General features: G+C 37.1%; 20 protein-coding genes. 16 read left to right on the forward strand and 4 right to left on the reverse strand.

All coding sequences use genetic code 11. From position 1 onward, the window contains the following. Window positions 1–183: 183 nt before the first annotated feature. A complete protein-coding gene (yycF, locus tag MKX55_RS06405) occupies window positions 184–879 on the reverse strand; it encodes a response regulator YycF (RefSeq protein ID WP_339236938.1) in 696 nt (231 codons plus the stop codon). Window positions 880–1,627: 748 nt separating this feature from the next. After that, window positions 1,628–2,506, reverse strand: coding sequence for a Ku protein (locus MKX55_RS06410; protein ID WP_339236941.1), 879 nt, complete (start codon window positions 2,504–2,506; stop codon window positions 1,628–1,630). A gap of 89 nt (window positions 2,507–2,595) precedes the next feature. Between MKX55_RS06410 and MKX55_RS06415 the strand changes: the two genes are divergently transcribed. Next, complete coding sequence (locus tag MKX55_RS06415; RefSeq protein ID WP_256705885.1) at window positions 2,596–4,380, forward strand: DNA ligase D; 1,785 nt, start codon at window positions 2,596–2,598, stop codon at window positions 4,378–4,380. A 208-nt stretch (window positions 4,381–4,588) separates the two neighbouring features. Here the strand turns inward: MKX55_RS06415 and MKX55_RS06420 are convergent, their stop codons facing one another. Next, window positions 4,589–5,878 carry a Y-family DNA polymerase gene (locus tag MKX55_RS06420; protein WP_339238438.1) on the reverse strand — a complete coding sequence of 430 codons (1,290 nt, stop codon included), beginning with the start codon at window positions 5,876–5,878 and terminating at the stop codon, window positions 4,589–4,591. A gap of 190 nt (window positions 5,879–6,068) precedes the next feature. Here MKX55_RS06420 and MKX55_RS06425 point away from each other — a divergent pair, with 190 nt between their 5' ends. Beyond that, the gene (locus MKX55_RS06425) at window positions 6,069–6,290 is read left to right on the forward strand and encodes a hypothetical protein (RefSeq protein WP_256705886.1); all 222 of its coding nucleotides are present in this window, start codon (window positions 6,069–6,071) and stop codon (window positions 6,288–6,290) included. A 489-nt stretch (window positions 6,291–6,779) separates the two neighbouring features. On the opposite strand, the gene MKX55_RS06430 is transcribed toward MKX55_RS06425, so the two are convergent. After that, window positions 6,780–6,977: a hypothetical protein gene (locus MKX55_RS06430; protein WP_339236944.1), complete on the reverse strand. Its 198-nt coding sequence runs from the start codon at window positions 6,975–6,977 to the stop codon at window positions 6,780–6,782. Between the two features lie 482 nt (window positions 6,978–7,459). On the opposite strand from MKX55_RS06430, the gene MKX55_RS06435 reads away from it, so the two are divergent. From MKX55_RS06435 to MKX55_RS06500, 14 genes are all read left to right on the forward strand, one after another. Further along, window positions 7,460–7,603, forward strand: coding sequence for a hypothetical protein (locus MKX55_RS06435; protein ID WP_339236946.1), 144 nt, complete (start codon window positions 7,460–7,462; stop codon window positions 7,601–7,603). Window positions 7,604–7,650: 47 nt separating this feature from the next. Then, a complete protein-coding gene (locus MKX55_RS06440) occupies window positions 7,651–8,628 on the forward strand; it encodes a DUF418 domain-containing protein (protein ID WP_339236948.1) in 978 nt (325 codons plus the stop codon). 133 nt (window positions 8,629–8,761) lie between these two features. Beyond that, window positions 8,762–9,130, forward strand: coding sequence for a hypothetical protein (locus tag MKX55_RS06445; protein ID WP_339236951.1), 369 nt, complete (start codon window positions 8,762–8,764; stop codon window positions 9,128–9,130). Window positions 9,131–9,937: 807 nt separating this feature from the next. Continuing rightward, complete coding sequence (locus MKX55_RS06450) at window positions 9,938–10,624, forward strand: hypothetical protein (protein WP_339236953.1); 687 nt, start codon at window positions 9,938–9,940, stop codon at window positions 10,622–10,624. 275 nt (window positions 10,625–10,899) lie between these two features. Then, window positions 10,900–12,951 carry a BglG family transcription antiterminator gene (locus tag MKX55_RS06455; RefSeq protein ID WP_339236955.1) on the forward strand — a complete coding sequence of 684 codons (2,052 nt, stop codon included), beginning with the start codon at window positions 10,900–10,902 and terminating at the stop codon, window positions 12,949–12,951. Then, window positions 12,948–13,229, forward strand: coding sequence for a PTS sugar transporter subunit IIB (locus MKX55_RS06460; protein WP_339236956.1), 282 nt, complete (start codon window positions 12,948–12,950; stop codon window positions 13,227–13,229). Before MKX55_RS06455 ends, MKX55_RS06460 begins: the two co-directional genes overlap by 4 nt. 32 nt (window positions 13,230–13,261) lie before the next feature. Then, on the forward strand, window positions 13,262–14,620 hold the full coding sequence (locus MKX55_RS06465; protein WP_339236957.1) for a PTS ascorbate transporter subunit IIC: 1,359 nt from the start codon (window positions 13,262–13,264) through the stop codon (window positions 14,618–14,620). A 103-nt stretch (window positions 14,621–14,723) separates the two neighbouring features. After that, the gene (tkt, locus tag MKX55_RS06470) at window positions 14,724–16,718 is read left to right on the forward strand and encodes a transketolase (RefSeq protein WP_339236959.1); all 1,995 of its coding nucleotides are present in this window, start codon (window positions 14,724–14,726) and stop codon (window positions 16,716–16,718) included. A gap of 630 nt (window positions 16,719–17,348) precedes the next feature. Next, on the forward strand, window positions 17,349–18,257 hold the full coding sequence (locus MKX55_RS06475) for a DMT family transporter (protein WP_339236961.1): 909 nt from the start codon (window positions 17,349–17,351) through the stop codon (window positions 18,255–18,257). A 120-nt stretch (window positions 18,258–18,377) separates the two neighbouring features. Continuing rightward, window positions 18,378–19,106 (forward strand): DUF2071 domain-containing protein, encoded by a 729-nt coding sequence (locus MKX55_RS06480; protein ID WP_339236964.1) that lies wholly within the window; start codon window positions 18,378–18,380, stop codon window positions 19,104–19,106. Window positions 19,107–19,203: 97 nt separating this feature from the next. Further along, window positions 19,204–19,950: a hypothetical protein gene (locus MKX55_RS06485; RefSeq protein ID WP_339236967.1), complete on the forward strand. Its 747-nt coding sequence runs from the start codon at window positions 19,204–19,206 to the stop codon at window positions 19,948–19,950. Between the two features lie 406 nt (window positions 19,951–20,356). Further along, window positions 20,357–22,234 (forward strand): beta-N-acetylhexosaminidase, encoded by a 1,878-nt coding sequence (locus MKX55_RS06490; RefSeq protein ID WP_339236969.1) that lies wholly within the window; start codon window positions 20,357–20,359, stop codon window positions 22,232–22,234. A 32-nt stretch (window positions 22,235–22,266) separates the two neighbouring features. Then, the gene (gene nagZ / locus MKX55_RS06495) at window positions 22,267–23,859 is read left to right on the forward strand and encodes a beta-N-acetylhexosaminidase (RefSeq protein ID WP_339236970.1); all 1,593 of its coding nucleotides are present in this window, start codon (window positions 22,267–22,269) and stop codon (window positions 23,857–23,859) included. A gap of 300 nt (window positions 23,860–24,159) precedes the next feature. After that, window positions 24,160–25,773, forward strand: a complete 1,614-nt coding sequence (locus MKX55_RS06500; protein WP_042532554.1) for an extracellular solute-binding protein — start codon at window positions 24,160–24,162, stop codon at window positions 25,771–25,773. Window positions 25,774–25,913: the final 140 nt, after the last annotated feature.

The following is a 25,913-nucleotide window of genomic DNA, read 5'->3' on the forward strand; positions in this document are numbered from 1 at the left end:
TCGATAAAAACACTATTTCATTAGAACAAAACACTTATAAATCGAGTTGGAGTCTGACCAGTATTGGTCATCAAGTGCCCTATCTAGAGGATGATCTAAGTTATTTTCAAAATAAGAAGCACTTCCAACAATTGCAAAATTAATTGAGTACATATTATCGCACTTCGTTATGCCATACTCCTGTCAAGGTCTGCGCAGATAATATCCGACACCTCTTCTTGTTACAATCCATAATGGGTTACTAGGGTTATCTTCAATTTTTTCACGCAGACGACGAACAGTCACATCAACGGTGCGCAAATCACCAAAGTAATCATAACCCCATACTGTTCTTAATAAGTGTTCACGTGTCATGACTTGCCCAATATGACGCGCTAAATAATATAATAGTTCAAATTCAAGATGTCTTAATTCAACCTTTACACCTTTGCGAGAAGCAACATATGCTTCAGGATATATGACTAAATCACCAATCCCAATATCCTTCGGTGTTTTCGTCGGCTCTTCTATCAGGACATTTTCATGTCGCAAATTTGCCTTCACTCGAGCGATTAATTCACGATTGCTGAATGGTTTCGTCACATAATCATCTGCACCCAGTTCTAATCCGAGCACTTTATCAAATTCAGCATCTTTTGCAGTCAGAATGATAACAGGGACTCTTTGTGTTTTACGTACCTCACGCAATACTTCATTTCCGCCTTTTCCAGGAAGCATGATATCCAATAGAATAAGATTAGGACGCTCTGTTTCTGCAAGTTCAATTGCAGTATCGCCATCATTCGCTACCACTGTCTGGTACCCTTCTTTTTCTAAATTAAATTGTAATATATCAGTAATTGGCTGTTCATCGTCGACAATTAATATTTTTTGACTCATTGTTTGTACATCCTTTTAAGTTAAGTAAATATTAAAAATACTCAGTGAAAAAATCATGTAAAAAATTATACCACAATATGTTAATAAAAACATCATTTCTCAAATAAAATAAGAAAAACCCTCAAATAAATGAGGGTAATCGTGAAGTTGCCTTTTTCTTCTTTGCAGGCGTCTTAGTGGATTTTTTGGCAGCTGGTTTCTTTATTGCAGTTTGCTTCGTCTTAGGCTTATCATTTTTAGCTCTGTCTAGCGACTCTTGAAGAGCGTTCATGGAGATTTAAAACCAACTACATTGACAATCGGAAACGCAGTAGAACGAATACGAGAGATAGGCTGCCTGTGTGAAAGTTATTTTGAGATAGGGAGAAAACAAAAACTGGATAAAGTTTTGAAAATGGTAAAAGAGTAAAAAGTCTTTACTTGGTTGTGGGGACTTTACATAATAAAAAATCTTAAGCTATAATGTCACCATAGAGTTGCAGGTGATCTAGTACCTCCATCGTCAGTATTTCAACTATTAGTAACTCTGCAATTAGACGTCCCACTATGCTGAACTGCACCGCGGGCGCCTTTTTTGTTAAATAAGAATAAGCCTTCACGTTTATGGAAGTACGTACATAGAATGTTCTGCGGGATATTTGGATTTGCTTTGGCAATTGGGACTCAAAGAATGAACGCTTGCATAGATAATTACGGGCGTCTTTCTTTCTGCAAAAAATAAGCCCTTCACACGAGGGCTTTACATATATTAAGAAGTAGCTTTTTTCTTTTTAGCAGAAGTCTTGGTAGTAGTTGTTTTCTTCTTGGCAGCTGTTTTCTTTTTCGGTTTTGTTGTTTTTGGTTTTTCGCTTTTAGCCTTATCTAACGATTCCTGCAACGCATCCATTAAGTTGACCACGTTATCCGGTTTTGTTTTTGTCTCTCCACCGATTTCGATTTCTTTATTATTTTTCTTAGCTTCAATCAATTCCATTAAGGCTGTACGATAATCATCCTTATATTTTTCGGGTTCAAATTCAGTAGTGAGTTGCTCAATTAACATCTTAGCAGTATCTAATTCTTTTTTGCCAACAGATTCTTGGCTCGGAACATTAGGCACTTCTCCTACGTCCCGAACCTCATCAGGATAGTGTATTGTTTCAACTACGATAGCATCTTTATACACTCTGATTACAGCAAGCTGTTCTTTAGAACGTATCATCATTTTAGCTATGCCAATCTTTCCTGTATCTGTTAAAGCCTCTCTCAATAGCGCATATGCTTTCGATCCGCCCTCATTAGGGGATAGATAATAACTTTTTTCAAAATAGATGGGGTCTATTTCTTCCAACTGGACAAAATCAACAATTTCAACAGCCTTATCTTCTTGCTCTTTCTTCAATGCTTCCAGTTCTTCATCATCCAAAACCACAAACTTGTTACTTGCATATTCATAAGCCTTAACAATATCCTCGCTTTTAACTTCTTCATCACCGCAGTTAGGACAGGTTTTTTCATATTTAATTGGTGTTTTGCATTTCTTATGCAGCTGCCGCAGTTTAATATCTTTATTTTCGGTAGCCGCGTGCATCTTTACAGGAATATTAACCAGACCAAAGCTGATGGTTCCTTTCCACATCGTGTGCATTTTCCGTGCCTCCTTTTAAATTTATTTTGCTGATTTGTATGTTTTTTATACAAAGATATGAGGCATCCTATTTAAAAGAGGTGATACATATGGATTGGATGAAACCGATAGAACGTACTGATATTCCAGAGGGCGATGATTGGTTGTATGAAGTTAAATATGATGGCTTTCGTTGTGAATTAAGCTGGACTGATAAAAAGATAACTCTGGCAAGCAAAAACAGTCATGACATCTCCAGTAAATTTCCTGAGATTATTAATTGGTGCAATGAAAATTACGATTACTTTAAAAATAAATTACCTTTAAAGTTGGATGGGGAACTTGTCGTTTTAAATCATCGATATCAAGCTAATTTTTCTCAAATTCAAATGCGTGGTCGAATGAAAAGTAATGATCGGATCGAAAAGCAGTCAAGTATTAGGCCTGCATCATTAATGGTATTTGATATAACTGAAATTAGAGGGAAGAAACTCACTAAAAATAATTTATCCTTACGAAAAGAAACACTTTATCAACTATTGGATTCAGTCAACGATAACAAAGTTTTAAAATACGTAAAAGCATTTACATCCATTGAGGAAATTCAGAAGGTTGTTAATGCATCTAAAAGTGAAGGAATCATTGCGAAACAAAAAAACAGTACGTATCAAAAAGGGAAGAATCATCATGATTGGTACAAGATTAAAAACTGGAGAGTGATTCAAGGTGTATTAACAGAGTATAATCCAAGTAACGGGTATTTTGCTGTTAATGTATTAGAGGGCGATGATTTAATAAACGTTGGTACGTGCAAACATGGACTACCAAAAGAATCAGTAGAAACGGTGCAAAAGCTTTTTAAGGAGCAAGGTGAGTTTTCCGATGGGTCGTATCATCTGCCACCAGCTATAACAAGTACAATCAATACTCTGGATTTATATAGTAAAGAGTTGAGAGAACCTAATTTTAGAGATATCAATCCTTCTACACCTTATACTGACTGTACACTGGATAAACTGCAGTTAGACATGGCACAGATACCTATTGAAGTTTCGAATACAGATAAGTACTTATGGCGTGATATTTTTAAAAAGAAAGACCTTTTAGTCTATATCAGAGAAATATCGCCATGGATGCTGCCATTTTTAAAACAACGTGCATTAACAGTTATTCGCTGTCCCGACGGAGTAGAAGAAGAATCATTCTTTCAAAAAAGTCTTCCCGATTACGCACCAGATTACTTAGCATCAGATGCTACTGACGATTTAATTGTATGTAATCAGTTAGAAAGCTTAGTTTGGTTAGCAAATCACGGATCCATCGAATATCATGTTCCTTTTCAACGAATCGGGCAAGTTACTCCTTTAGAAATTGTATTTGATTTGGACCCACCAGACCGGGAACACTTTTCTCTAGCAGTAAAAGCAGCCAAATTGTTGAAGCAAATGTTAGATGATTTAAACCTTGTGTCTTTTGTGAAAACGTCTGGAAATAAGGGAATACAAATATATATTCCTATCCGAGAGGGAAGTATGACATATGACGAAACAGGGGTTTTTACTGAGGCAGTAGCAAAAGTTTTGGAGAAAGCGTATCCCAAAGATTTTACGACTGAACGCCTGAAAAAAAATCGCAACGGCCGATTGTATATTGATTACGTGCAGCACGGTCAAGACAAAACGTTAATTGCTCCATATTCTCCAAGAAAAACGGAAGAAGGAACTGTCTCAACTCCTTTGTATTGGCATGAAGTGAATGAAGAATTGACTCCTATTGCATTTACAATAGGAAACGTAATAGAACGTGTACGTGAAATAGGGTGCCCGTTTGCAGGATATTTTGAAACAGGGAGCAAACAAAAACTGGATAAGATATTGAAAATGGTGAAAGATTAAAAGCCCTCACTTCATCGTAGGGCTAATCAAGTTTTTGTTTTGGATTAGGTCTATCTGCAAATTTTATTTACCGTATATTTTATTTTTATCATTTGGATACCTTTGTGCAACCCATCTATCTCCAACTTTATATATCGGCATCAATATTCATCCCTTTTTTGTTTTTTATTTTATCCCTATTGTACATTAAATAATGTGGGTAACGTTATTATTTATCATCCCCAGCACGATGGCCACCGACCAACTTAGCGCGGAACCTAGCCATTCCGCCATCAAGCAGGCTCGAAGCATGCAACAAGGATGTATATCCAAATTTTCTCCTAATATGGTCAATCGTCTGGTCAAGTTCTTCATTTTGTATTGTTTCTTCTGCAGGTTCAAATAAATTAAGTTGCAGCGACTGCTTATGTTTGAGTTTGCCGAAAGTGACGTTAACCGTTCTTACAGGTGTATTTTCTTCGTAGTGCTTGTAAAAAAGATATATAATATGTTCTTTTAATATTTTAGATGAGTCAGTTACTGGAATCTTCATCTGTTGGTTAAATCCACCCTGAACGACATCTCTGGAATAACCAATATACAATTTCACAAGACCAGTCATTAAGTAATTCTTTCTTAATCTGGCCACATTCTCATCTGTCATTTCTCGAATGACTACCTCAATTTCATGCCTATCTTTATAATCCCTGTTAAGTATCTGATTTCTGCTGAATGACGTATTTTTAGGTTTGTAAACCTCTGATAAAAGCGTTCGGTCGATTCCGTGAGCATGAAAAAAGAGTTGCTCGCCAATCACTCCGAAATTATTTTTGAGCTTACGAAGATTATATTGCGATAACTCTCCGATACTCCGGATCCCCATGCGATTTAGTTTTGCCTCCGTTTTCCCGCCAATTCCCCAAAATTCAGTTAAGGGTCTTATTTTCCAGACTGTTTCAGAAACATCTTCATAACGCCACTCGCCTATGAACCCATTCTTTTCATCATGCTTTGCCTGGTGGTCCAATGCTAATTTAGCAAGAAGAGGGTTGTCACCGATGCCAACAGTCAATACTAACCCCAACTCTCTCCATACATCATTCTGTATTTTTCTAGCTATGTCATGCGTGCCGCCAAAAAGTTTATGTGATTTGGTTACGTCGAGGAACGATTCGTCAATAGAATAAACAAGTAAATCCTCTTTCGCTACATATCGCTTAAAAATACGTAATATCTCCATATTCTTTTGTAAATACACTGCCATACGAGGCTCTACAATTTCTATGTTTGCTTTTTTTGGTATCTCATAAATCCTTGTGCCGGTTTTAACACCATATTCTTTCTTGACGCGAGGAGAAGAAGCTAAAACCAAACCACCTTGATTATCTGGTTTCGAAACAACAGCAATACGAGCATATAAAGGGTGTTGTCTACGTTCGACCGCCTCGACGCTTGCGAAAAAGGATTTAGCATCAATACACATAATATCCCGACGCGGTTCATTCCTGTAATCCATCATCATAATTTCATCCACAACAAACACCTCTTATACGAATATACGTTTGTATCTATTATATGCGTTTAATTATAAGAATATACGTTCCTATAGTCAAGAAAGTTCGGTATGTAATATTTGGAACCTGATTAAAAAAAGAAGGATATTAGTCCCTTTTTGTCGTATATGTAGTATAAAAGGAGGGTATATTATAATGAAGAAAAAATTTAAAATCACAATACCATTCATCGACCGGGAAGACGGTGGAAGGTTTATCGATGCGTTAGATTTACAGACAGGAATTACATACGGTTATTATGAGTCAGAGGTGAGAAGTTTACATAAGATAGGGCTGGGCGAACTGGAGAATTATTTAATGAGACGTATGCATCTGATTAAATCTGGTGCTTATGATGATGCAGAGACAGAAAAATAGAGAGGGGAGACCTCTCTATTGTAATGTGGTATAATTGGCTAAAAATAAAGTTCAAAAATTACGTATAAATGAAGTGACCTTATTTTGACCACTAATTATTTAAAAAGTATTACCAATGATTATAAAAACTATTTAAATACTTTTAATATATTCGCTACATAATGGGTAATTAAAAGAAAATAGAAGTAAAAATATCAAAGTAGTTCATGCCTGGGATGATGTAATTATCCCGCCTGAAATATTGATATATGAGGGTTTTGGAACTTTATGGTGTTGATGAAACTCTAAAAATATCACAAAAAGATAACATTTTATTTTAAAACAATATCTTGAAGGACGTTTTCGTATAAAGTTTTTACTTTTGCGGAAGCGTCTTTTTTCTTTTCTTTGTCACATGTGTATAAATTTTCATCGTCGTGCATTTACATCTTCACATTTATGTATTTTAAGCATAAAACTAGCCCTCCACTAAGTGAAGAGCTTCCCAAATTAAATTTCCTGTTTTTCAATGTTGTTAAACTCTGAGGTGTCGCGTAGTGACCAATTAATTATACCAGGTCCAGCTACCGGCTCAGAATAGATGATTTTCTTGTTTGAAAGCTTCGCAAAATATTCATTAGCCTCTTTTTGAGAGTTAGCGACTACTGTATGTTGTACCCCTTCAGTATAAATATCAAATGCTTCCATTTTAAATTCCCTCCAAGTTGTTAAACGTATTATCTTTTCTCATGTTTAAAAACCAGTATTACCAATCTATCTATATATTAAACAATCAATAAGGGGATTTTAAATAAAAAAGCCATCTCGCTAGAATAGTGATTGGTAAATTTCAGACTTTTATTGTTTACTGATTCAACAATGCCCCACTATATAATCTTTCTTTTTTGCTTGGAATTTATCAGCATTTCGATCTGTATTTTCTCTATCTTTCCGATTGGTTGATAACCCATAATTTATCGTTTAGTCATCCTGTGATGGCTTATTTGTCTTTTTTGCAGTCTATTTCAAACTTACCACCTTTTCATATTTGTTACTACCATCTTATTTATTCTATCTTAACAGGAATTTGTAAGAAAAAGCTTATTTAAGGATTTTATAAGATAAATGTGATTGCAGTTTAAGAGTGAAGGGATATAGTAAAGACAACATACGAGAGAGGTGAAGGAATAATGAAATCTTTATTAAAAGTGAAAAATGTTGAGAAAGTCTTTGGAAAAGGAGTGAATACGTTTAAAGCACTGGACGATAATTCTTTTAAGGTAGAAAGGTCATACCATTGCCGTTCCTTTGGATATACGCTGGCTTCTTTCTGATCGAGCACTTTGATCAGCCTTATTAATTAGTAAAGGGTGAATTTATAATGAAACAACGTATTGATACTTTAGATTACTTGCGAGGATTCGCTCTATTAGGCATCATATTCGCGAATATCACACTAATAATATTACCTTCCTCGCTTCAAACAGATTATTTTTGGAGTCAGCTCTTAAATTATGCGGTATACGAGCGATTTTTTATTATCTTTTCTTTTTTATTTGGAATTGGTTTCTATATTTTCATGACACGAGCAGTAAATCGCGGTGATCCAAGTACAGCCTTGTTTATAAAAAGATTGGTTGTATTATTCATTTTTGGATTAATCCATCAATTTTTCCAATTAGGAGAAGCTTTGCTCCCCTATGCGATTTTCGGATTTATTCTTATTCCATTTTACAAGTTTAAACCGAAAGTTAACTTTATTATCGCTGTCATACTATTAATCCTTGCCGTATTTCTTGGCGGAGGTTATTTTATGATCTTGCCTATGTTTCTACTAGGTTTAAGCATGGGGCAATGGGGCGTTTTTGAAAATATTACAGCACATCAAAAAGCATTTCGTATTGTGCAAATTTCATCTCTTTGTCTCTTGCCTGTAGTACTTTTTATTCAAAATTTCTTAACGGAGGAAAATGGACAAATCGAGCTGGCTGGTGCCATTGCTGCGCCCTTTGTAAGTGCGTTCTATGTGACTACTTTAACACTCTTGCTCCGGCACAATATGATTCAAAAGTTATTAACACCTCTTAAGTATGTTGGAAGAATGGCGTTAACGAACTACCTTGTTCAAACCGCTCTGATTTTAACAGCAAGTGGTCTATTCGATTTAAAAGGTCATGTGCATCAAACAACATTAATGAACATTGCCTTCTTAATTTTAATCATCCAAATGATATACAGCACTATTTGGTTTCAATATTTTAAGATTGGTCCCATGGAATTTATATGGAGAATAGCAACATATGGAAAGCTGCCCGACCGCTATAAAAGTAATGCTAATCGTTCAAAGTTACTCCAATAATGCGAAAAGGAATGACTAAGATTTAGGAGGTGGTTTCAATGTAAAAAAGCAGAGAGTTTTATAAGAAAGCGTTTTATTTATTTTTAATAGGGGTATTTGGATAACAACCAAATTTTTCTGGGAGGGAATTATATTGAAGAAGAAATGGTTAGCGGTAGTTCCTGCAGTTACAGTTGCGCTTGTAGGTGCGCCTCATTTTAATCAAACAGTAGATGCAGCTCCAGAAAATGAATCGGTTCAACAAGCAGAATCAGAAATACCCGCAGGATATCAAGCGGAGTTGTTTACAGTAGAAACAGCGGTTGCTTATGCAGAGAAAGCCTTAGATAATGATGATCTAGTGTTCAGCAGCAATGGTGAACTTCATAGGGACTCGGATGGAAAAGTATTTTATTCCTTAAAAGCACAAAGTCAAGATTTAATAGATAACGGAGGTACTGGCACGGTCGGATTCTATGATGTGTATCAAAATGGAGATGTTGTAGAATCAAAACCAAGATAGACATAAAAAGGATCGCTTGAGGGAACCAGTTTAGCAGGAGGGATAACTTATGCCATTAAAAAAACTGAACCTGTAAGTAATTAACGCTCTATTACTTACAGGTTCAGTTTTTTGGATAGGCTCTACCTATACAGTATTATCTCATACGCAATACGGGTTCTTTTAATTAAACGTAAAATGTTCAAGCCAAACATGTCAGCCAAGGCACATAATGTGAAACTTTATTCAGGGGGGCTTTCCCCTAAAGCCTAAAGGAACAAAGGCTAAGTTCGCGAGTAATCGTAGTCCCAGTCCCATCTAGTTATACTGCGGCAAACGTATGAACCTTATATAGGCTGAAAAGGACTCTTGGGAGGCAGGACCAATGGGATATCGGTTTAACACACCGATGTGTCAACTCAACTGGCGGTTAATCTTCATTTTGAAAGTCGACCTCTCAGAAATCCACACATCCAATTTCTTTAGAAATAAAGTGGCGGGAGTATTCATTTATATAAGTAATGATGCAGTTAATTGGCTATTTGTTAAGAATAGTGTAAGTGTAGAAAGTATACAAAAAGGATTGTAAGGTTAATCGAAGATATGCTAAAACTTTCAAACCTGACAGACAAATTAACTGTAGCTGAATTGTTCGATAGGAAGTCAAATAGAAGATATCACTTTTGGTTAGACGTGTCTTTACTGATGGTGAAAAGGGTGTAGGATAGTGTGATAAATAGATAAGCTATTAGACTTACTTCCTATTTCAATCTTTCTCTGTTACTATATTTATGGTGAAAGTTAGTTTAAATATATATGGGAATTATTATGAGGAAGGTTTTATTGGCGTGCATTGTGTTGTTTTTGGATACCTGTGGTAGTAATTCAGAAGAAAACACATCTTACAAAGAAAATAATGAAACTGCCGAATTGACAATAAATACCGAGGAAACTTTAGATAAAGGTATGCAAGCAGATGAAGATAAACAATCAAGTACAGAAGAAGAGCTTGAAACAGAGGAGTCCGCTGCTGAGGAACCTGCGCTGCAAGAAGATGCTTCAGAAGAAGAACCACAAGAACAGAATAATTTTGAAGAAGCAAATCCAGAAAATAAAGAAGAGGAAATTGAATCATCTGAATGGGATGATTTAAAAGAAAACATCGTCGGAAAGAGCGATAAAGATGCTTCAGAGATTATTAGCAGCAAACCGTCTGATGTGCGAAATGACACTACTAAAAACTGGAAGAAAAATACCATTTCTGAATCTGTAGACACATTTGATTATACTTTATCTTATCATGATGAATATATGGCAGAAGGTGAAATACATTTTATTGTCAATTTTGCTTACAATACTACAACAACACTAAATTACATGAACGGTTTATTATTTGTAGATATTCATGAATATCAGGATGGCGAAGAACATGATGCGAGTTCGTTAGGAAGCGGAATGTTGCTGCAAAGCTACATCATTTATCCTGATGGAGACATAGAAGAAATAGAAATTTAAATAATGCTAGGGAAAGACGCTTACTGCAGAGTAGGTGTCTTTTTTTCAGTGTGTTATGAAGTTAGGGCTGGCAATTTAATATATAAAAATAAGAATTTATCTTAAGTATTGGCGAACTTAATGTAAACAGTTTTATATTTGTATTTATGAAAAAGCAATTTTAACAAGAAAAGGAAAGCACAATCTATGTCAATATATTCATCATAAGTTGTGCCTAAACGTTGTTGTGACAACGTTGTAAGCGTTTTATAATTATAGTGAGAGGTGATAGTAACATGTTAGATCAGCGCTCGATTCGACTAGTTGAAGAATTAATGAACCATGAACAGATTACAAAGCTGGAGTTGATGCAACAGTTAAAATTATCCGATCGGCAGTTGATGTATGATTTTGAGAAGGTAAATGGGATTTTGGAAGATTTCAACATTCCGAAGTTAAAAATTAGCCACCAACGCTTTCAAATCTCGAAAGAAGCCAGAGAGATTTTAAGAGAAAAATTACATTCTGATAGGAGCATAGGACAATATAATTTTTCAGAGGATAACCGATTTTACATGATTTATCTCTATGTTTATATCCGAAAAGAGCCTGTATCTAATTTTCACTTGCAATCTCTGTTTAAAGTAAGTAAAAATACCGCATTAAGTGATGTACGCAGGTTGAAAAAGCATTGTCAGGAAAAAGGACTGACCTTCAGGTACAGCCGAAATGAAGGATATTGTATTGAAGGAAATGAGATGGAGAAGCGGAGAAGCGTCATTTCATGCATCCATCAATTATTAAGCCAATCTATGGGAGAAGAATTTATCATTTATATTCTTAGAGCATGGGATCAGGAAAATTTTTTTAACCGGACAAATGATGTCATGCAAAAATGGCTTGCAGAACACGGGGTGCAATTAGTAAAAACAAGAAAAATTGAATTGATTTATTATTTTACATTTTTTCAAGCAGGTGAAAAAGGAGTCCTATTCTTTTCAGAGAATGAGAAGAAGCTGTTAGAAAATCAATCATTATTTTGTTTGGTAAGTTCTCTTTTCAAACAGTTGTATGGAGAAGACAGCTCTGAAAACGAAATATATCTGATAACGATTTTATTATTAACAGCAATCGAACATATTCAACGAGTTGACAACCCAGGACTTTTAACATTATCTGAGAAGATTATTGAAGAATTTGAAAAAAATACGCTCCTTCCTGTGAAGAATAAACAGCTTTTAAAAGAGAGTTTGTTTAATCATTTAGTGCCTGCATATTTCCGAATTTTATTTGAAATTCCTTTTCATAATCCGTTGTCAACGACGATTCAATCAGAGTATGCTGAGCTATTCCAATTTGTAAAACGCTCCTTGTCGCCATTAGCAAGTTGGACAAAAAAAGAAATAAGTGATGATGAAATTGGATTCTTCACCATGCATTTTGGCAGTATTATTGATCGCCAAAATACAATGGAGATTGGGCGAATTACCGGATTAATTGTCTGTGCAAATGGAATCAGTTCATCCATGATGCTGGCTTCTCAGCTGAAAGAATTGTTTCCTGAAATTTATTTCTCTGAGGTGTTTAATGGGGATCAATTTACAGATATATCTGTACAAAACTATGATTTAGTATTTTCAACCATACCGGTAGAATCTCCAAAGCCGACATTTGTAGTGAAGCCTTTGATGACCCTGGTGGAGAAAAAACATTTACTACAATCGGTTTATAGACATTTTCCTAATTTATCGAGTCAATCAAAGCATTTGATGATTGATGAGATTATGAGTGTCATCAAAAAAAATGCAACAGTCACCAATGAAGAAAAACTGTACGGAAATCTCGTTCAATTATTTTACGCAACAAGTAATCAGAAAGAGGTGTATAAACCGATGTTATCCGAATTACTAACCGAAGATATGATTCAATTTACTGAAGAGAAACTTGACTGGGAAGAAGCAATTCGTAAAGCTTCTATTCCATTACTTGATCAGCATATTATTCAAAAATCATATGTAGAGGCGATGATAAAAAATGTGAAAGAATTAGGAACTTACATCCATGTTGGCAAGGGTGTAGGTATTCCACATGCAAGACCTGAAAATGGTGTGAATAAATTAGGAATGTCGCTGCTGAAGTTAAAACAGCCCATTGCATTATTAGGTAAAGAGGATCATCAAATTGATGTATTCATTTGCTTAGCTGCAGTGGACAATGAAGCGCACTTAAAAGCTTTGGCCCAGTTAACCAAAATATTAGGGAATAAAACTTTAATTACCCGTTTAAAAGAAACAAAATCTATAGATGAAATTATATCTATTATCCAAGAAGGAGAGAAGGTATTATGAAATTTTTAACAGTGTGTGGGTCAGGATTAGGTACAAGTTTTATGGTAGAAATGAATATTAATCAGATTCTACAAGAATTAGGTGTAGAAGGTATAGAGGTTGCTCATTCAGATTTGAGTTCTGCAACGCCTGGAGATGCGGATGTCTTTTTCCTTGCTAAGGATATTGCTGATGGCGGAAGTCATTTAGGTGATGTTGTGGTTTTGGAAAGTATTATTGATATGGATGAGCTGCGTGAAAAAGTAGAGAAAGTGGTGCGTGAAAAAGGTTATCTATAAAAACTGCTTAACTGAAAAAGGAGGTTTTCCATATGAGTACAATGATTGATATTTTAAGTGAACCGGCAATACTCGTAGCTTTAATTGCTTTAATTGGATTAATTGCTCAGAAGAAAGGTATTGCGGATACTGTAAAAGGAACGACAAAAACCTTTGTTGGTTTCCTCGTCATTGCAGCTGGTGCTGGTATTCTATCCGGATCATTAACGCCGTTTGGTGCCATGTTTGAAGAAGCTTTTAATGTGTCAGGAGTAGTACCGAATAATGAAGCTGTTGTAGCTTTGGCGTTAACCGAGTATGGAACAACAACAGCCCTGATTATGTTTTTTGGGATGATTGTTAATATATTAATTGCCCGTTTCACCAGGTATAAATATATCTTCTTAACCGGACATCACACGCTTTATTTAGCTTGTATGCTGGCAGTTATTATGGCAGTTGCCGGTTTTGACACATTCGGGTTAATTGCAGCAGGATCAATAGCTTTAGGGATAGTAATGACATTATCTCCAGCAATTTTACAGCCTTTCATGCGTCAATTAACAGGAAACGATAATGTTGCGTTAGGTCATTTCAGTGCTGTTGGATATGCTGCGAGCGGATTAGTTGGAAAACTATTTAAAGGGAGTAAAGAAACTTCTACAGAAAATATTAAATTTCCGAATGGTTTAGGTTTTTTACGCGATAGTACAGTAAGTATTGCTTTAACGATGGTAGTAATGTACTTGATTGTTGCATTCTTTGCTGGACCAACATTTATTGAAGCAGAATTAAGCGGGGGCACAAACTTTCTTGTATTTTCATTAATTCAAGCAGGTACATTCGCTGCAGGGGTTTACGTTATTCTTTCAGGAGTACGTCTAGTTCTAGCTGAAATTGTACCAGCATTTAAAGGTATCTCTACAAAGCTTGTTCCAAATGCAAAACCTGCATTGGATGTACCGATTATTTTCACTTATGCACCTAATGCCGTGTTAATTGGTTTTTTTGCTAGTTTCATAGGCGGTATTGCAAGCATGGTAATCATGATCTTCTTAGGAGGAGTAATTATCCTTCCTGGTGTAGTTCCTCACTTTTTTACTGGAGCAGCAGCTGGAGTGTTTGGTAATGCTACTGGCGGGTTTAAAGGATCGGTAGCAGGTTCATTTGTAAACGGGATTATTATTTCCTTCTTGCCAGTATTCTTAATGCCGGTACTTGGAGATTTAGGGTTTGCAAATACAACCTTTTCTGATGCAGATTTTGGCGTATCAGGTATCTTCTTCGGAAGTCTGGCAAACTATGCAGGGCCGATTGCAATTACGGTTAGCTTGGCAGTGATTATTCTTCTGATGATTATTCCAGGAAAAAAGAAAAATAGTAATCGATCAGAAGAAACGAAAGTAGGCTAAGCAAAAAGAACGTTGTAGAACAAGTACATATAGTTGGAAAATATATGTACTTGTTCTATCACATCATAAAAGAGAGTTAATCTATATTGGAGGTAGATTTTTAATGACAACGAAAAATTATACCATTTCTGAACTATCCATCAATACCATTCGAACATTAACAATTGACAGTGTAGAGAAAGCTCAGCATGGGCATGCAGGAATGCCCATGGGAGCAGCACCAATGGCATATGCATTATGGAAAAAACATTTAAGTATTAACCCGGAAAGTCCAAGCTGGTTTAATCGCGATCGATTTGTGCTTTCAGCTGGGCATGGTTCTAATCTTCTCTATAATTTATTACATCTGTCTGGGTATCCTATTACTATTGAAGATTTAAAGCAGACCAGACAGTGGGGCAGTAAAACACCTGGTCACCCAGAATATGGAATTACTCCTGGAGTAGAGGCAACCACAGGTCCACTGGGCCAAGGTATTCCAGTAAGTGTTGGTATGGCAATTGCAGAAAAGCATTTAGCTGAAATATATAACAAGCCTGACTATAAAATGATAGACCATTATACGTATACGATTTGTGGTGATGGCGATTTAATGGAAGGTGTTTCCTATGAAGCTATTTCTCTTGCAGGACACCTTCAATTAGATAAACTTATTGTTCTTTACGATTCTAATGATATCAGTTTAGATGGCGATTTAGATATTTCGTTTAGCGACCATATTCAAAAACGTTTCGAAGCAGCTTGTTGGCAGTATCTAAATGTTGAAGACGGTAATGATGTAGAAGCGATTACAAAAGCAATTGAAGAGGCGAAACAAGATAAGGAACGTCCAACTGTTATTGAAATAAAAACGACAATTGGATATGGATCTCCGAACTTACAAGGAACACATCATGCACATAGTGACCCATTAGGTAAAGAGGAAATTGAACGTACGAAAGAAGTATACGGATGGGAATATGAACCGTTCCATGTACCAAAAGAAGTGTATGAGGATTTTGCCACAATTAAAGAAAATGGAAAGAGCGCTGAAGAGAAATGGCATAAAATGTTTGAAATCTATAAAACGGACTTTCCTGAACTTGGAGAACAGTTAAACCGCATTGTAAAAGGAGAGTTAGCTGATGATTGGGATATAGATCTCCCTACGTATTCCTCAGAAGATACACTTGCAACACGTGTTGCATCAGGTAGTACATTGAATAAATTAGCAGAAAAGCTACCTGAATTAATAGGTGGATCGGCAGACTTAGATTCCTCTACGAAAACACGTTTAACAAATGAGGAAGATTTTAAAAGAGGTCAATATCAAGGAAGAAACCTGCGTTTTGGAGTTCGTGAGTTTGCAATGGGAGCGATTGCTAATGGTTTAGCACTTCATCACTTGCGCCCATTTATTAGTACTTTCTTTGTATTTTCTGATTATTTGCGTCCGGCTATCCGTTTAGCATCATTAATGGAGCTCCCAGTCACTTATGTGTTCACACATGATTCTGTTGCGGTAGGACAGGATGGTCCAACACATCAACCAATCGAGCATTTAGCATCTTTCCGCGCAATGCCAGGATTGTCCGTTATCCGCCCAGCAGATGCAAATGAAACGAAAGAAGCTTGGAAACTTGCAGTAGAAAATACTTCTCAACCAACGATGCTTGTTCTTGGAAGACAAGGTTTACCTACACTAAAGAATTCCGCAGAACTTGCTAAAGATGGCGTAAGAAAAGGTGCATATGTGGTTTCTAAATCTGCCCAAGAACCAGAAGGAATTTTAATTGCTGCCGGTTCAGAAGTCAACTTAGCTATTGAAGCCCAAAAAGAACTGGAAAAGCAAGGTATATTTGTTAATGTGGTAAGTATGCCAAGCTGGGATCGCTTTGAAATACAATCGGAAGCCTATAAAGAAAGTGTTCTTCCAAAAGGTATAAGAAAACGTGTTTCTATTGAGATGGGCTCTAAACTTGGATGGAGAGAATATGTTGGAGATAGCGGGATTGTAATGAGTATTGATTCATTCGGGGCCTCAGCTCCTGGTAACGAGGTTATTGAAAGGTATGGATACACTATAGAAAATGTAGTTAATACGTATAAGTGTCTTTGAAGGAAATAAGTCTGGCTCAAAAGTATTTTGAACTTATGATTTGCAGGTAATTGTTTCAGAAGTTATTTCCATTGACGAATAAGTAAACCAATTTATAAAAGCAAAACTAAGGGGTTCACCAAAAAAATTGGGAATGCCTTAGTTTTTTTATGCTGACATATTGTACGGTGTGTCTTCTACATTTTGTTGTTTCTTAAATAATTCTTGCCCTGTATTTAAGTATTGTTCCTTTATTTAAATTGAAATTTTATGTCTAAATAATGGCATATTTTCTCAAGCACTTTGCCATATACGATAATGACTTTCAGAGATAGATTGCGATCTGATTTTATCATATAATTTAAGTATGGATTTATAAATGGTTGTCAAAGTGTATTTTGAATTATATCAGTCTTTTTTCTGTATGTTTCTCCTTTAAACTAACAAAAACGTAAATTTATTGAAACAGTCAGAATGAAATTTGATTGGATGTTAATAAACTATAATTTAGTTTATTAAAGGGAAGATTATACTGAAAACAGAAAACGCAAAAATCCCCCCTTTTGAAATCCCCCACCCAATATGATAGTTTAAAAGAAGACATATTTATTTTAAAATTTTCTGTATATTAAATGGGAATCAGGTGTTGAATTGAAAAAAATACATATCCTCTTATTTATTGTAATGCTGTTTTGGGGATTTAACCTCTCCGCTATTAAGGTTTTAGTTACCGATATCGATCCAATTTTAGTAACTGCGCTCCGTATTTTTGTTGCGGGTGCTGCAGTGCTTTTAATTTGTTTATTTATGGGGCGGTTTCGATGGCCGAATAAAAAAGAATGGAAGGTTATCCTTTATGTCGGGATATTTAATGTTGTTCTCCATCATACGCTGCTAAGTGTCGGCTTAAAATATACTTCTGGCGTGAATAGCAGTTTGATTTTAGGAACGGGTCCATTATTGACTGTTTTATTAGCGATTTTATTATTAAAACAGCGTGTTCCGAAATTACGTTTATTTGGATTTGTTTTGGGGTTTGCTGGAATTTTCCTTACCACCAGTTCAGGAGGAGGTTTTCATAGTATAGCAATAGGGGATGTGGTTGTCTTTTTTGCTGTTTTAGTGCAGGCCTTCAGCTTTATTTTAATAGGAAAATATCATGATGATTTCGATTCGATATTGAGTACAGGCTTTATGCTTTTCATCGGCTCGGGTTTTATCTTTCTGACGAGTCAGCTTTTTGATAACCAAGTTTCCGATCTAACCCAGCTGTTCTCATGGAAGCTGGGGCTGGTTTTTCTCTTTAGTTCGCTGTTATGTACGGCCTTTGGTCATATTATTTATAATTTGGCGATTAAGCAGGTAGGTCCTGCGGAAACAACGCTGTTTATGAATCTGAATACGCTTTTTGCAATAGTTGGTTCTGTACTGTTCTTAAATGAAAGCCTGACAGTATTTCATATCATTGGATTTGTTTTCATCCTGTGCGGGATATTCGTCGGGACAGGAACATTGGAGTATATATTATTAAAGCGAAGAGGAAAGTTTGTTGCTAAGTAAATGGATGGGCTACCTGATTGATGTGCTTTTTTTGAAGTAGAGCGAATAACGGAGTATAAAGCTGTTTAGACTAATAGATGCATAAACATATCCAAAAAACATGAACAGGAAAAAATCCATATGATTATTAAAAAAACAATCTCAAAAGCAGGCATGCATCATCCTTCTCCATGGGTTCTTCTCCAAAAATGGGAGCACCTGCTATTTATCCATCTGCCAGTATCACGGAATGCTTTAGCAGGGCAGCTTCCCAAAGGAGTAGAATTGGATACTTATGACGGACAGGCGTGGATTAGTATTGTTGCTTTCAAAGTAAGCAAGAACCGTTTTCGCTATCTGCCTGGAACCCCATATCTGCGCCCGATGCTGCAGCTGAATGTAAGAACATATGTAAAAAGAAATGGAGAAAAAGGAGTTTATTTCTTTACGATGGATACGAATAAATTCGTTGTCGTTTTAGGAGCAAAAATAGTACATGCTCCTTTTCTCCATGCAGATATGAAAATGGAGGCTTCAGCTGGCACCTATTATTTGGAGAGCTCACGTAAAGGAGAGCTGGCTGCTCAATTTCAAGCAAGCTATACGCCGGAGGAAGCAGCTTTTTATCCGGAAAAAGAAAGCCTTGATTATTGGTTGTTGGAACGGTATATCTTCTGGTCATATAAAAAGGGTTCTTTATATCGCGGGGATATTCAGCATAAGCGGTGGCAGGTCCAAAATGCAGAGGTCATTATAAAAAAGCAGACGATGGTTTCCTTTTTATCGAAAGAACTTTTAGGCGGAAATCCAGTTATCCATTATGCCCGTTCTAAGGTTGCGTTCAATGGGATGATAAGAAGAGTAGAATAAGGTGTTGGTTGTGTGATAAAGCTGGTTTTTAACAAGATGAATAGGGGTATAGGTTATTGAATGAAGGAAAGATTTTTTGAACGTAGGAGTGTAAATATTGACAGTTGGAGCGTTCGTTGTCGGGGTTATATTGATAACCATTCATTTATTAACTAATCAGATACTGCCCTCTGATCGTATTAAAAGAGATCGTTGGCTGTCTTTTTCTGGAGGGATTGCAGCTGCGTATATCTTTGTCTATGTATTACCTGCTTTTCATGAAGAACAGGCAAGCTTGCAGGATACAGATGGTTTGGCAATGGAATCGGAATTATATTTTGTTGGATTAATTGGCATGCTGCTGTTTTTCGGCATTCAAAATATAGTAAATCGGTCTTTGAATAAATCAGAGAAGGAATCAGACACTGCTCAGGTAAAGGTCATCGAAAACCGCGTTTTTTGGGTGCAAATAATCTTTTTTAGCATTTATAATATGTTAATTTCGTTTGTTGTTATTCAATCACAGGTACAAGGAATTCAAGTCGCTTTTTATTCTTCAGCTATCGGCCTGCACTTTTTTGCAGTAGCTCATGATATGTGGAGAGAAAATTCAGAAATGTATAATAAATATGGCCGGTATGTGCTGGCAGCAGGGATTGTTATCGGCTGGCTGGTTGGTTCATTTATAACATTTAATACGCTTGTCCTCGCTATTATTTTCTCTTTTATTTCCGGTGCGATGATTCTAAACGTTATCAAATATGAGATGCCGGAAGAAAGAGAGGCCCACTTCAAATGGTTTTTAACAGGGGCTGCAGGATATGCAACTATCGTTTTAATATTAAAATTTTTCTTTGACTGGTAACAAGGCTAATATTCTCTTTGGTAAAAAAATCATTTGATACGCTCCCTTTACAGCAGCTGGAGATTTCCCTCCTGCTATAAAGGGAGTTTTTCGTATGTCTTCTAATTACCGGAAAGATTGTACAATAAGCACTTGCTAATGATTCTTATCATCAAACTGCGGAAAGGTGTTGGAACTCAAGCCAAATCTAAAAGACGAGGGAAAATAACAATGAGCGTTTTCTGGACGCTCAGTCAGGATAAAACAGAATAACAATGTTTCGAATGAAAATCTGATATTCTATTTCAATTTTTAGAAGCATATTCTAATACAAACCAAAAAGTGCAGCTTGGAATATTCAAATACGTACGTTAACGTTCTAAAACGAAAAAATCACAAATGAAAGAAAAGCGAGGTCGGTTTGGATATGAAACTTCATTTAACAGGTGATGTGTCACAGGTGAAAAAGGGGCTGAAGCTGCTTTTAAAGGAATTGGGTATTGAATTAGCCAAGGAAGGGCATCACATTCATGTGAAACAAAGAAAAGGACCCCTTTCGGTAAAAAATGAAAACATAAAAGGTGAAATCTTATTTCAGGAAAAGATTCATTTTTTTAGAGGAATTGGATTATGGCTGGAGCATTTTTATACGGAAAAAGATTTTACCCTTGTGGAGTATCCTCAATTTACGATGAAGGGTGCGATGCTGGATTCCTCACGAAATGCAGTTATGACGGTAGACGGGATAAAGGATTTGTTACGGAAAATGGCCATGATGGGGTTAAATACGCTGATGATTTATACAGAAGATACATATGAAGTAAAGGAATATCCCTATTTTGGCTATATGCGTGGGAGATATACAGAAGGGGAACTTACGGAATGTGACCGGTATGCGGCGGATTTAGGGATTGAAATGATTCCTTGTATTCAGACATTAGCTCATTTAACCGAGGCTTTAAAATGGAACTATGCCATCCCTCTCCGCGATACAGCTGACATTTTATTGGCTGGTTCAAAGGAGACGTATACATTTTTAGAACATCTTATTGAAGCTGCAAGCCGTCCCTTCCAATCCAAACGTATTCACATTGGAATGGATGAAGCACATCAGCTGGGATTAGGGAAATATTTGGATAAACATGGCTATGAAAAAAGATTCGATATTATGAATAAACATTTGCAAGAGGTAACAGCTATTACAGAGAGAAAAAAGCTGAAGCCGATGATTTGGAGTGACATGTATTTTCGCCTTGGGTCCAAGCATGGAGGATATTATGATCTGGAAGCGGATATTCCTGAATCGGTCATTGCATCGATTCCAGATACGCAGCTTGTTTATTGGGATTATTACCATGATGATGAAGCATTTTATCGTACATTTATTCAGAAGCACAAGGCGTTAAAGGATAATCCGGTATTTGCGGGCGGTGTATGGACGTGGAATGGAATCTCCCCGAATTATGGAAAAGCCTTTGCCACCACGGAAGCAGCTTTACGTGCCTGTAAAAAAGAGAATGTCAAGGAAGCATTCGTCACGATGTGGGGGGATAATGGAGCGGAAACACCTATGCTGACAGCTTTGCCAGTCCTGCAGTTATTTGCCGAACATGCATATCAGGAATCTTTTTCCGATGCCCATTTGCAGAAACGGTTTCGTTTTTGTACGGGTGCTTATTTTGATGATTTTATGCTGTTCAATCAATTGGATGAAACACCTGGAGTCAGTAAGCATAATTTACAAACCTCCAATCCCTCCAAGCTATTATTATGGCAGGATATTTTAATTGGTTTGTATGATGAGAATATTAAAAATCTGGCCCTGAACAAACACTATAAGCTTTTAACGGTCAAGTTAGAGCGGGCAGCAAAAAGAAATAAGGAGTGGAGCCTGTTATTCCATTTTTACCAGCAATTATCCCATGTGCTCAGTATCAAAGCGGAAATAGGCAGAAACTTAAAAGTAATATATGATAACCAAAATCGGGGAATGCTTCAAGATATGCTTCCTATCTTAGAAGAGGTCAAAGAGCGTGTGGATACATTACGAAAAACACATCGCACCCTATGGTTTTCTCTTCATAAACCCTTTGGCTGGGAAATTATTGAGATTCGGTATGGCGGCGTGCTTACGCGGATTGATACGGTAATGTATCGTCTCAATCAATATATCGGAGGAGAAATCAATAAAATAGAGGAGCTGGAGGAAGATCGGTTATATTTTGAAGGTCCATATCCGATGCAGGAAGGTTCATTAGGTAGAAATTTATACCAACGTATTGTCACAGCAGGAAATTTATCATAATTTCCGTGCGTTCGAAAAAAGGAGGATATTTTGTGAGTAATAAAAAGTTAGCAAGAAAAATTGGGCAGCTGCTCGTTGTCGGATTTAACGGAAAAGCAATCACACCCGAAATAAAGGAATTAATTCATGGTTATCATGTTGGTTCCATCATTTTGTTTAGCCGGAATATCGGTGAGCCGGAAGAGGTTCTTCAATTGACTTCCAGTTTACAAAAGGAAGCAAAAGCCGCCGGATATGAAAAGCCCCTATTTATTTGTCTGGATCAGGAGAACGGGGTCGTCAGCAGAATGAATCAAGGGATGACAACCTTTCCCGGGGCAATGGCACTTGGTGCGACAGAGGAACCACAGCATGCTTATAAGGTCGGTTTAGCAACGGGAAGAGAACTAAAAGCGCTGGGAATCAATTGGAATCTGGCGCCGGTCTTAGATGTGAATAATAACCCTGAGAATCCAGTTATTGGTGTGCGCTCTTTCGGTGAAAATCCCCAAAAGGTGGCAGCGTTTGGAAAAGCGATGATGAAAGGGCTGCAGGATGCCGGAGTGATGACATCGTTAAAGCATTTTCCAGGCCATGGGGATACCAGTGTGGATTCTCATTTAGATTTACCGGTGATATCGCATGAGATGGAACGGCTGGAAAAAGTGGAATTAGTTCCATTTCAAGCTTGTATCCAAGGTGGTGCAGACACTGTCATGGCTGCTCATGTTTATTTTCCGGCAATTGAGCCGAAAGCAAATACGCCTGCAACCTTATCGAAGCAGGTGTATGTGAAACTGTTACGGGAGAAGCTTGGATTTCAGGGAGCGATTACAACGGATTGCATGGAGATGAAAGCGATATCAAATTCTGTCGGGACAGAACAAGGTGCAGTAAAAGCACTGCAGGCGGGCACGAATTTTGTCATGGTTTCCCACACACATCCTGTTCAAAAAGGAACGATTCAAGCAATCACCAATGCTGTAGAAAACGGGGAATTACATGCTTCCACTATCGAAGCATCGTTTCAGCGAATCCAACGGTTAAAAGAAAAGTATACTTCCTGGAAGGATACCTTATCCCCGGATAAAGAAGAAGCCTTACAAATCGTCGGTTTAAAGGAGCATCATCAGCTCGCCCGGAAAGTGTATAGAGAAAGCGCCACAACGGTGCACAATAATCAGCTGCTGCCGTTAAAAGTAGATAAACAGCTGCAAATCCTTGTGTTAGAACCAGCCCACAGCATAATGGCACAGGTGGAAGATAAAATGTCGCAGCAGAAATCACTTGGCTCAGCGGTAAGGGAATATATTCCCCACGCAGCAGTGGAGGTGTATGAGGAAAATAAACTGGAGCATGAGCTGGAAAAGCTTGTTCACGCTGCTAAAAAAGTTGATTATCTCATTTTAGGAACAATGACTGTGACGGAAAAGAGCCCTGTCATTGCGTTTGTTAATCGATTAGTAAAAGATAATAGCAATATTATTGGCGTTGGCATGCGGAATCCATATGATTTTCATTATCTGCACAAGCTGCCAGCCTTTATCAATACCTATGAACCTGGTTATCCTGCATTACAGGCAGCCGCTGGAGTAATTTTTGGCAGGGAAGAAGCGAGAGGTACACTCCCGGTCAATATTGGATAGCAGTATAATCATTAAAGCTGTTAATTAGCTGTGAGAGAGAAAAATACGAAAGGGGGAGGGGAAGGTGAGCTAAATAATAGGGGGGACAAAAGCTGCTGCTCACAGTATCTGAATAGAAGAAATGCAATATCTTGCATTTTATTTAATTAAAATCTATATAAGTTGAAATATTTAAACTAACCTTTCCACCTAATAAAATTAAGCACTATAACTAGCGTAGTGTATTTCCGGAGCGGTTGCTAGAAGGTAAAATTTTTATTTCAACTTATATAGAAAAATAAAATAGGGGGAGGTTTTTGAGTGAAAAAGAATAAGAAAATCTTATTTCTATTATGCATCTCCTTTTTTTCCGTGCTGGTTGCGTGCAGTAAGGATGAAAAAGAAGCTGTCGGGGGAAGTGAGGATGCACTCGAAAATCTGAATCAAGAAGGGATGCCAATCGTGGAGGAGGAAATCACGATTGATGTATTTGCAGGTAAAGCTGCTTCAGCGGCAGATGATTGGAATGATGTTCCTGTTTTAAACGAATATGAAAAAATGACGAATATCGATATGAACTGGAATCAGGTTCCGGTTGACGGGTTAGAAGAAAAAAGAAATTTAGCGTTAGCAAGCGGCGATTTGCCGGATCTTTTCTATGGTTCTTATATGCCTAATTCTGATTTATATAAATACGGCGAGCAGGGCATTTTCATTCCGCTTAATGATTTGATTGATGAATATGCTCCCAATATCAAGGCATACCTGGAGAAATATCCTGAAATCAAACAAGGAATCACATTTCCAGATGGAAATATCTACGCCATTCCCCGGTTAAGAGATCCAGAATCGCCGACATCCTTGATGGATGATAAGCCATGGATAAACCAAGAAATCCTGGATGAGACCGGAATGGATAATCCGGAAACGACGGACGAATTTTATGAATATTTAAAAGCAGCCAAAGAATTATCCGTTGATGGAAATGAAGTGATTCCATTTAGCAGTGTGTCGATGGATCGTTTATTCCATTGGTTGACCGGTGCATTCGGAGTATCGAATAAAGGAATTTTGCATCCTTCCATTGATGAAGATCCGGAAACGGGAGAACTGCGTTTTTACCGTACAGCGGATGAGTATAAACAATTGCTTGAATATATGAACAAACTATATACAGAAGGCTTGATTGAACAAAATATCTACTCGATTGAAGTCGATCATTTTCTGGCGAATGGAGCAGAAGGAAAATATGCAGCCATGAACTTCTTTAATCCTAAGGATTATTTTGGAGAAGAAGTCGGGGGACGTTATATTCCAGGTAATGCACTGGAAGGTCCGAATGGAGATAAGCTGTTTACCTCTGTCATTTCACCAGTAAATAGTCTGGGGCATTTTTCCATTACCAATGTCAATGAAAACCCGGAAGCAACGATTCGCTGGATTGACTATTTCTGGAGTGACGAAGGGGCGAAGATGTTCTTTATGGGATTAGAGGGAGAAACTTATGAAGAAACGTCGGATGGGCCGGAATTAACGGAAGAAATTACAAATAACCCAAATGGGTTAACGGTTCAAGAAGCATTGGCGCAGTATATCATTAACCCGGGCGGAGGACATCCAGTAATTGAAAATCCGGAATATTCGACAGCACCTGAATTTCAGCCGGAAGATCTCGAAAACGCAGAAAACATGGCCCCCTATCTGATTGAAGAGCCTTGGCCGTTTTTCTTCTATGAAGAAGAGGAACAGGCGGCGCTGGATTCTTTAGGGGCGGATATTCAGAAGTATGTTGGAGAGATGGAAGCACAATTTGTTACGGGAGAAACGTCCTTTGATGAGTGGGATAATTATGTGAAGACATTGGAAGAAATGGGTCTGGATGAGTATATGGAAATTCAAAACGAAGCACTGAAACGCTATGAAGAAGGACAGTAAGTAATAGCCTCATTAGAAAACTTGGCATTCGGATGAATGCCTTAGTTGGGACTGCGATTACTCGTCCCATCGAAGAGCTTTTGCACTTATGCAAATAGGGAAGTTTATATTTGCCAAGTGGAAAAAAGGGAGAAGCCCCT

The sequence above is a fragment of the Oceanobacillus sp. FSL W7-1281 genome (assembly GCF_037969835.1).
Lineage (GTDB): Bacteria > Bacillota > Bacilli > Bacillales > Amphibacillaceae > Oceanobacillus > Oceanobacillus oncorhynchi.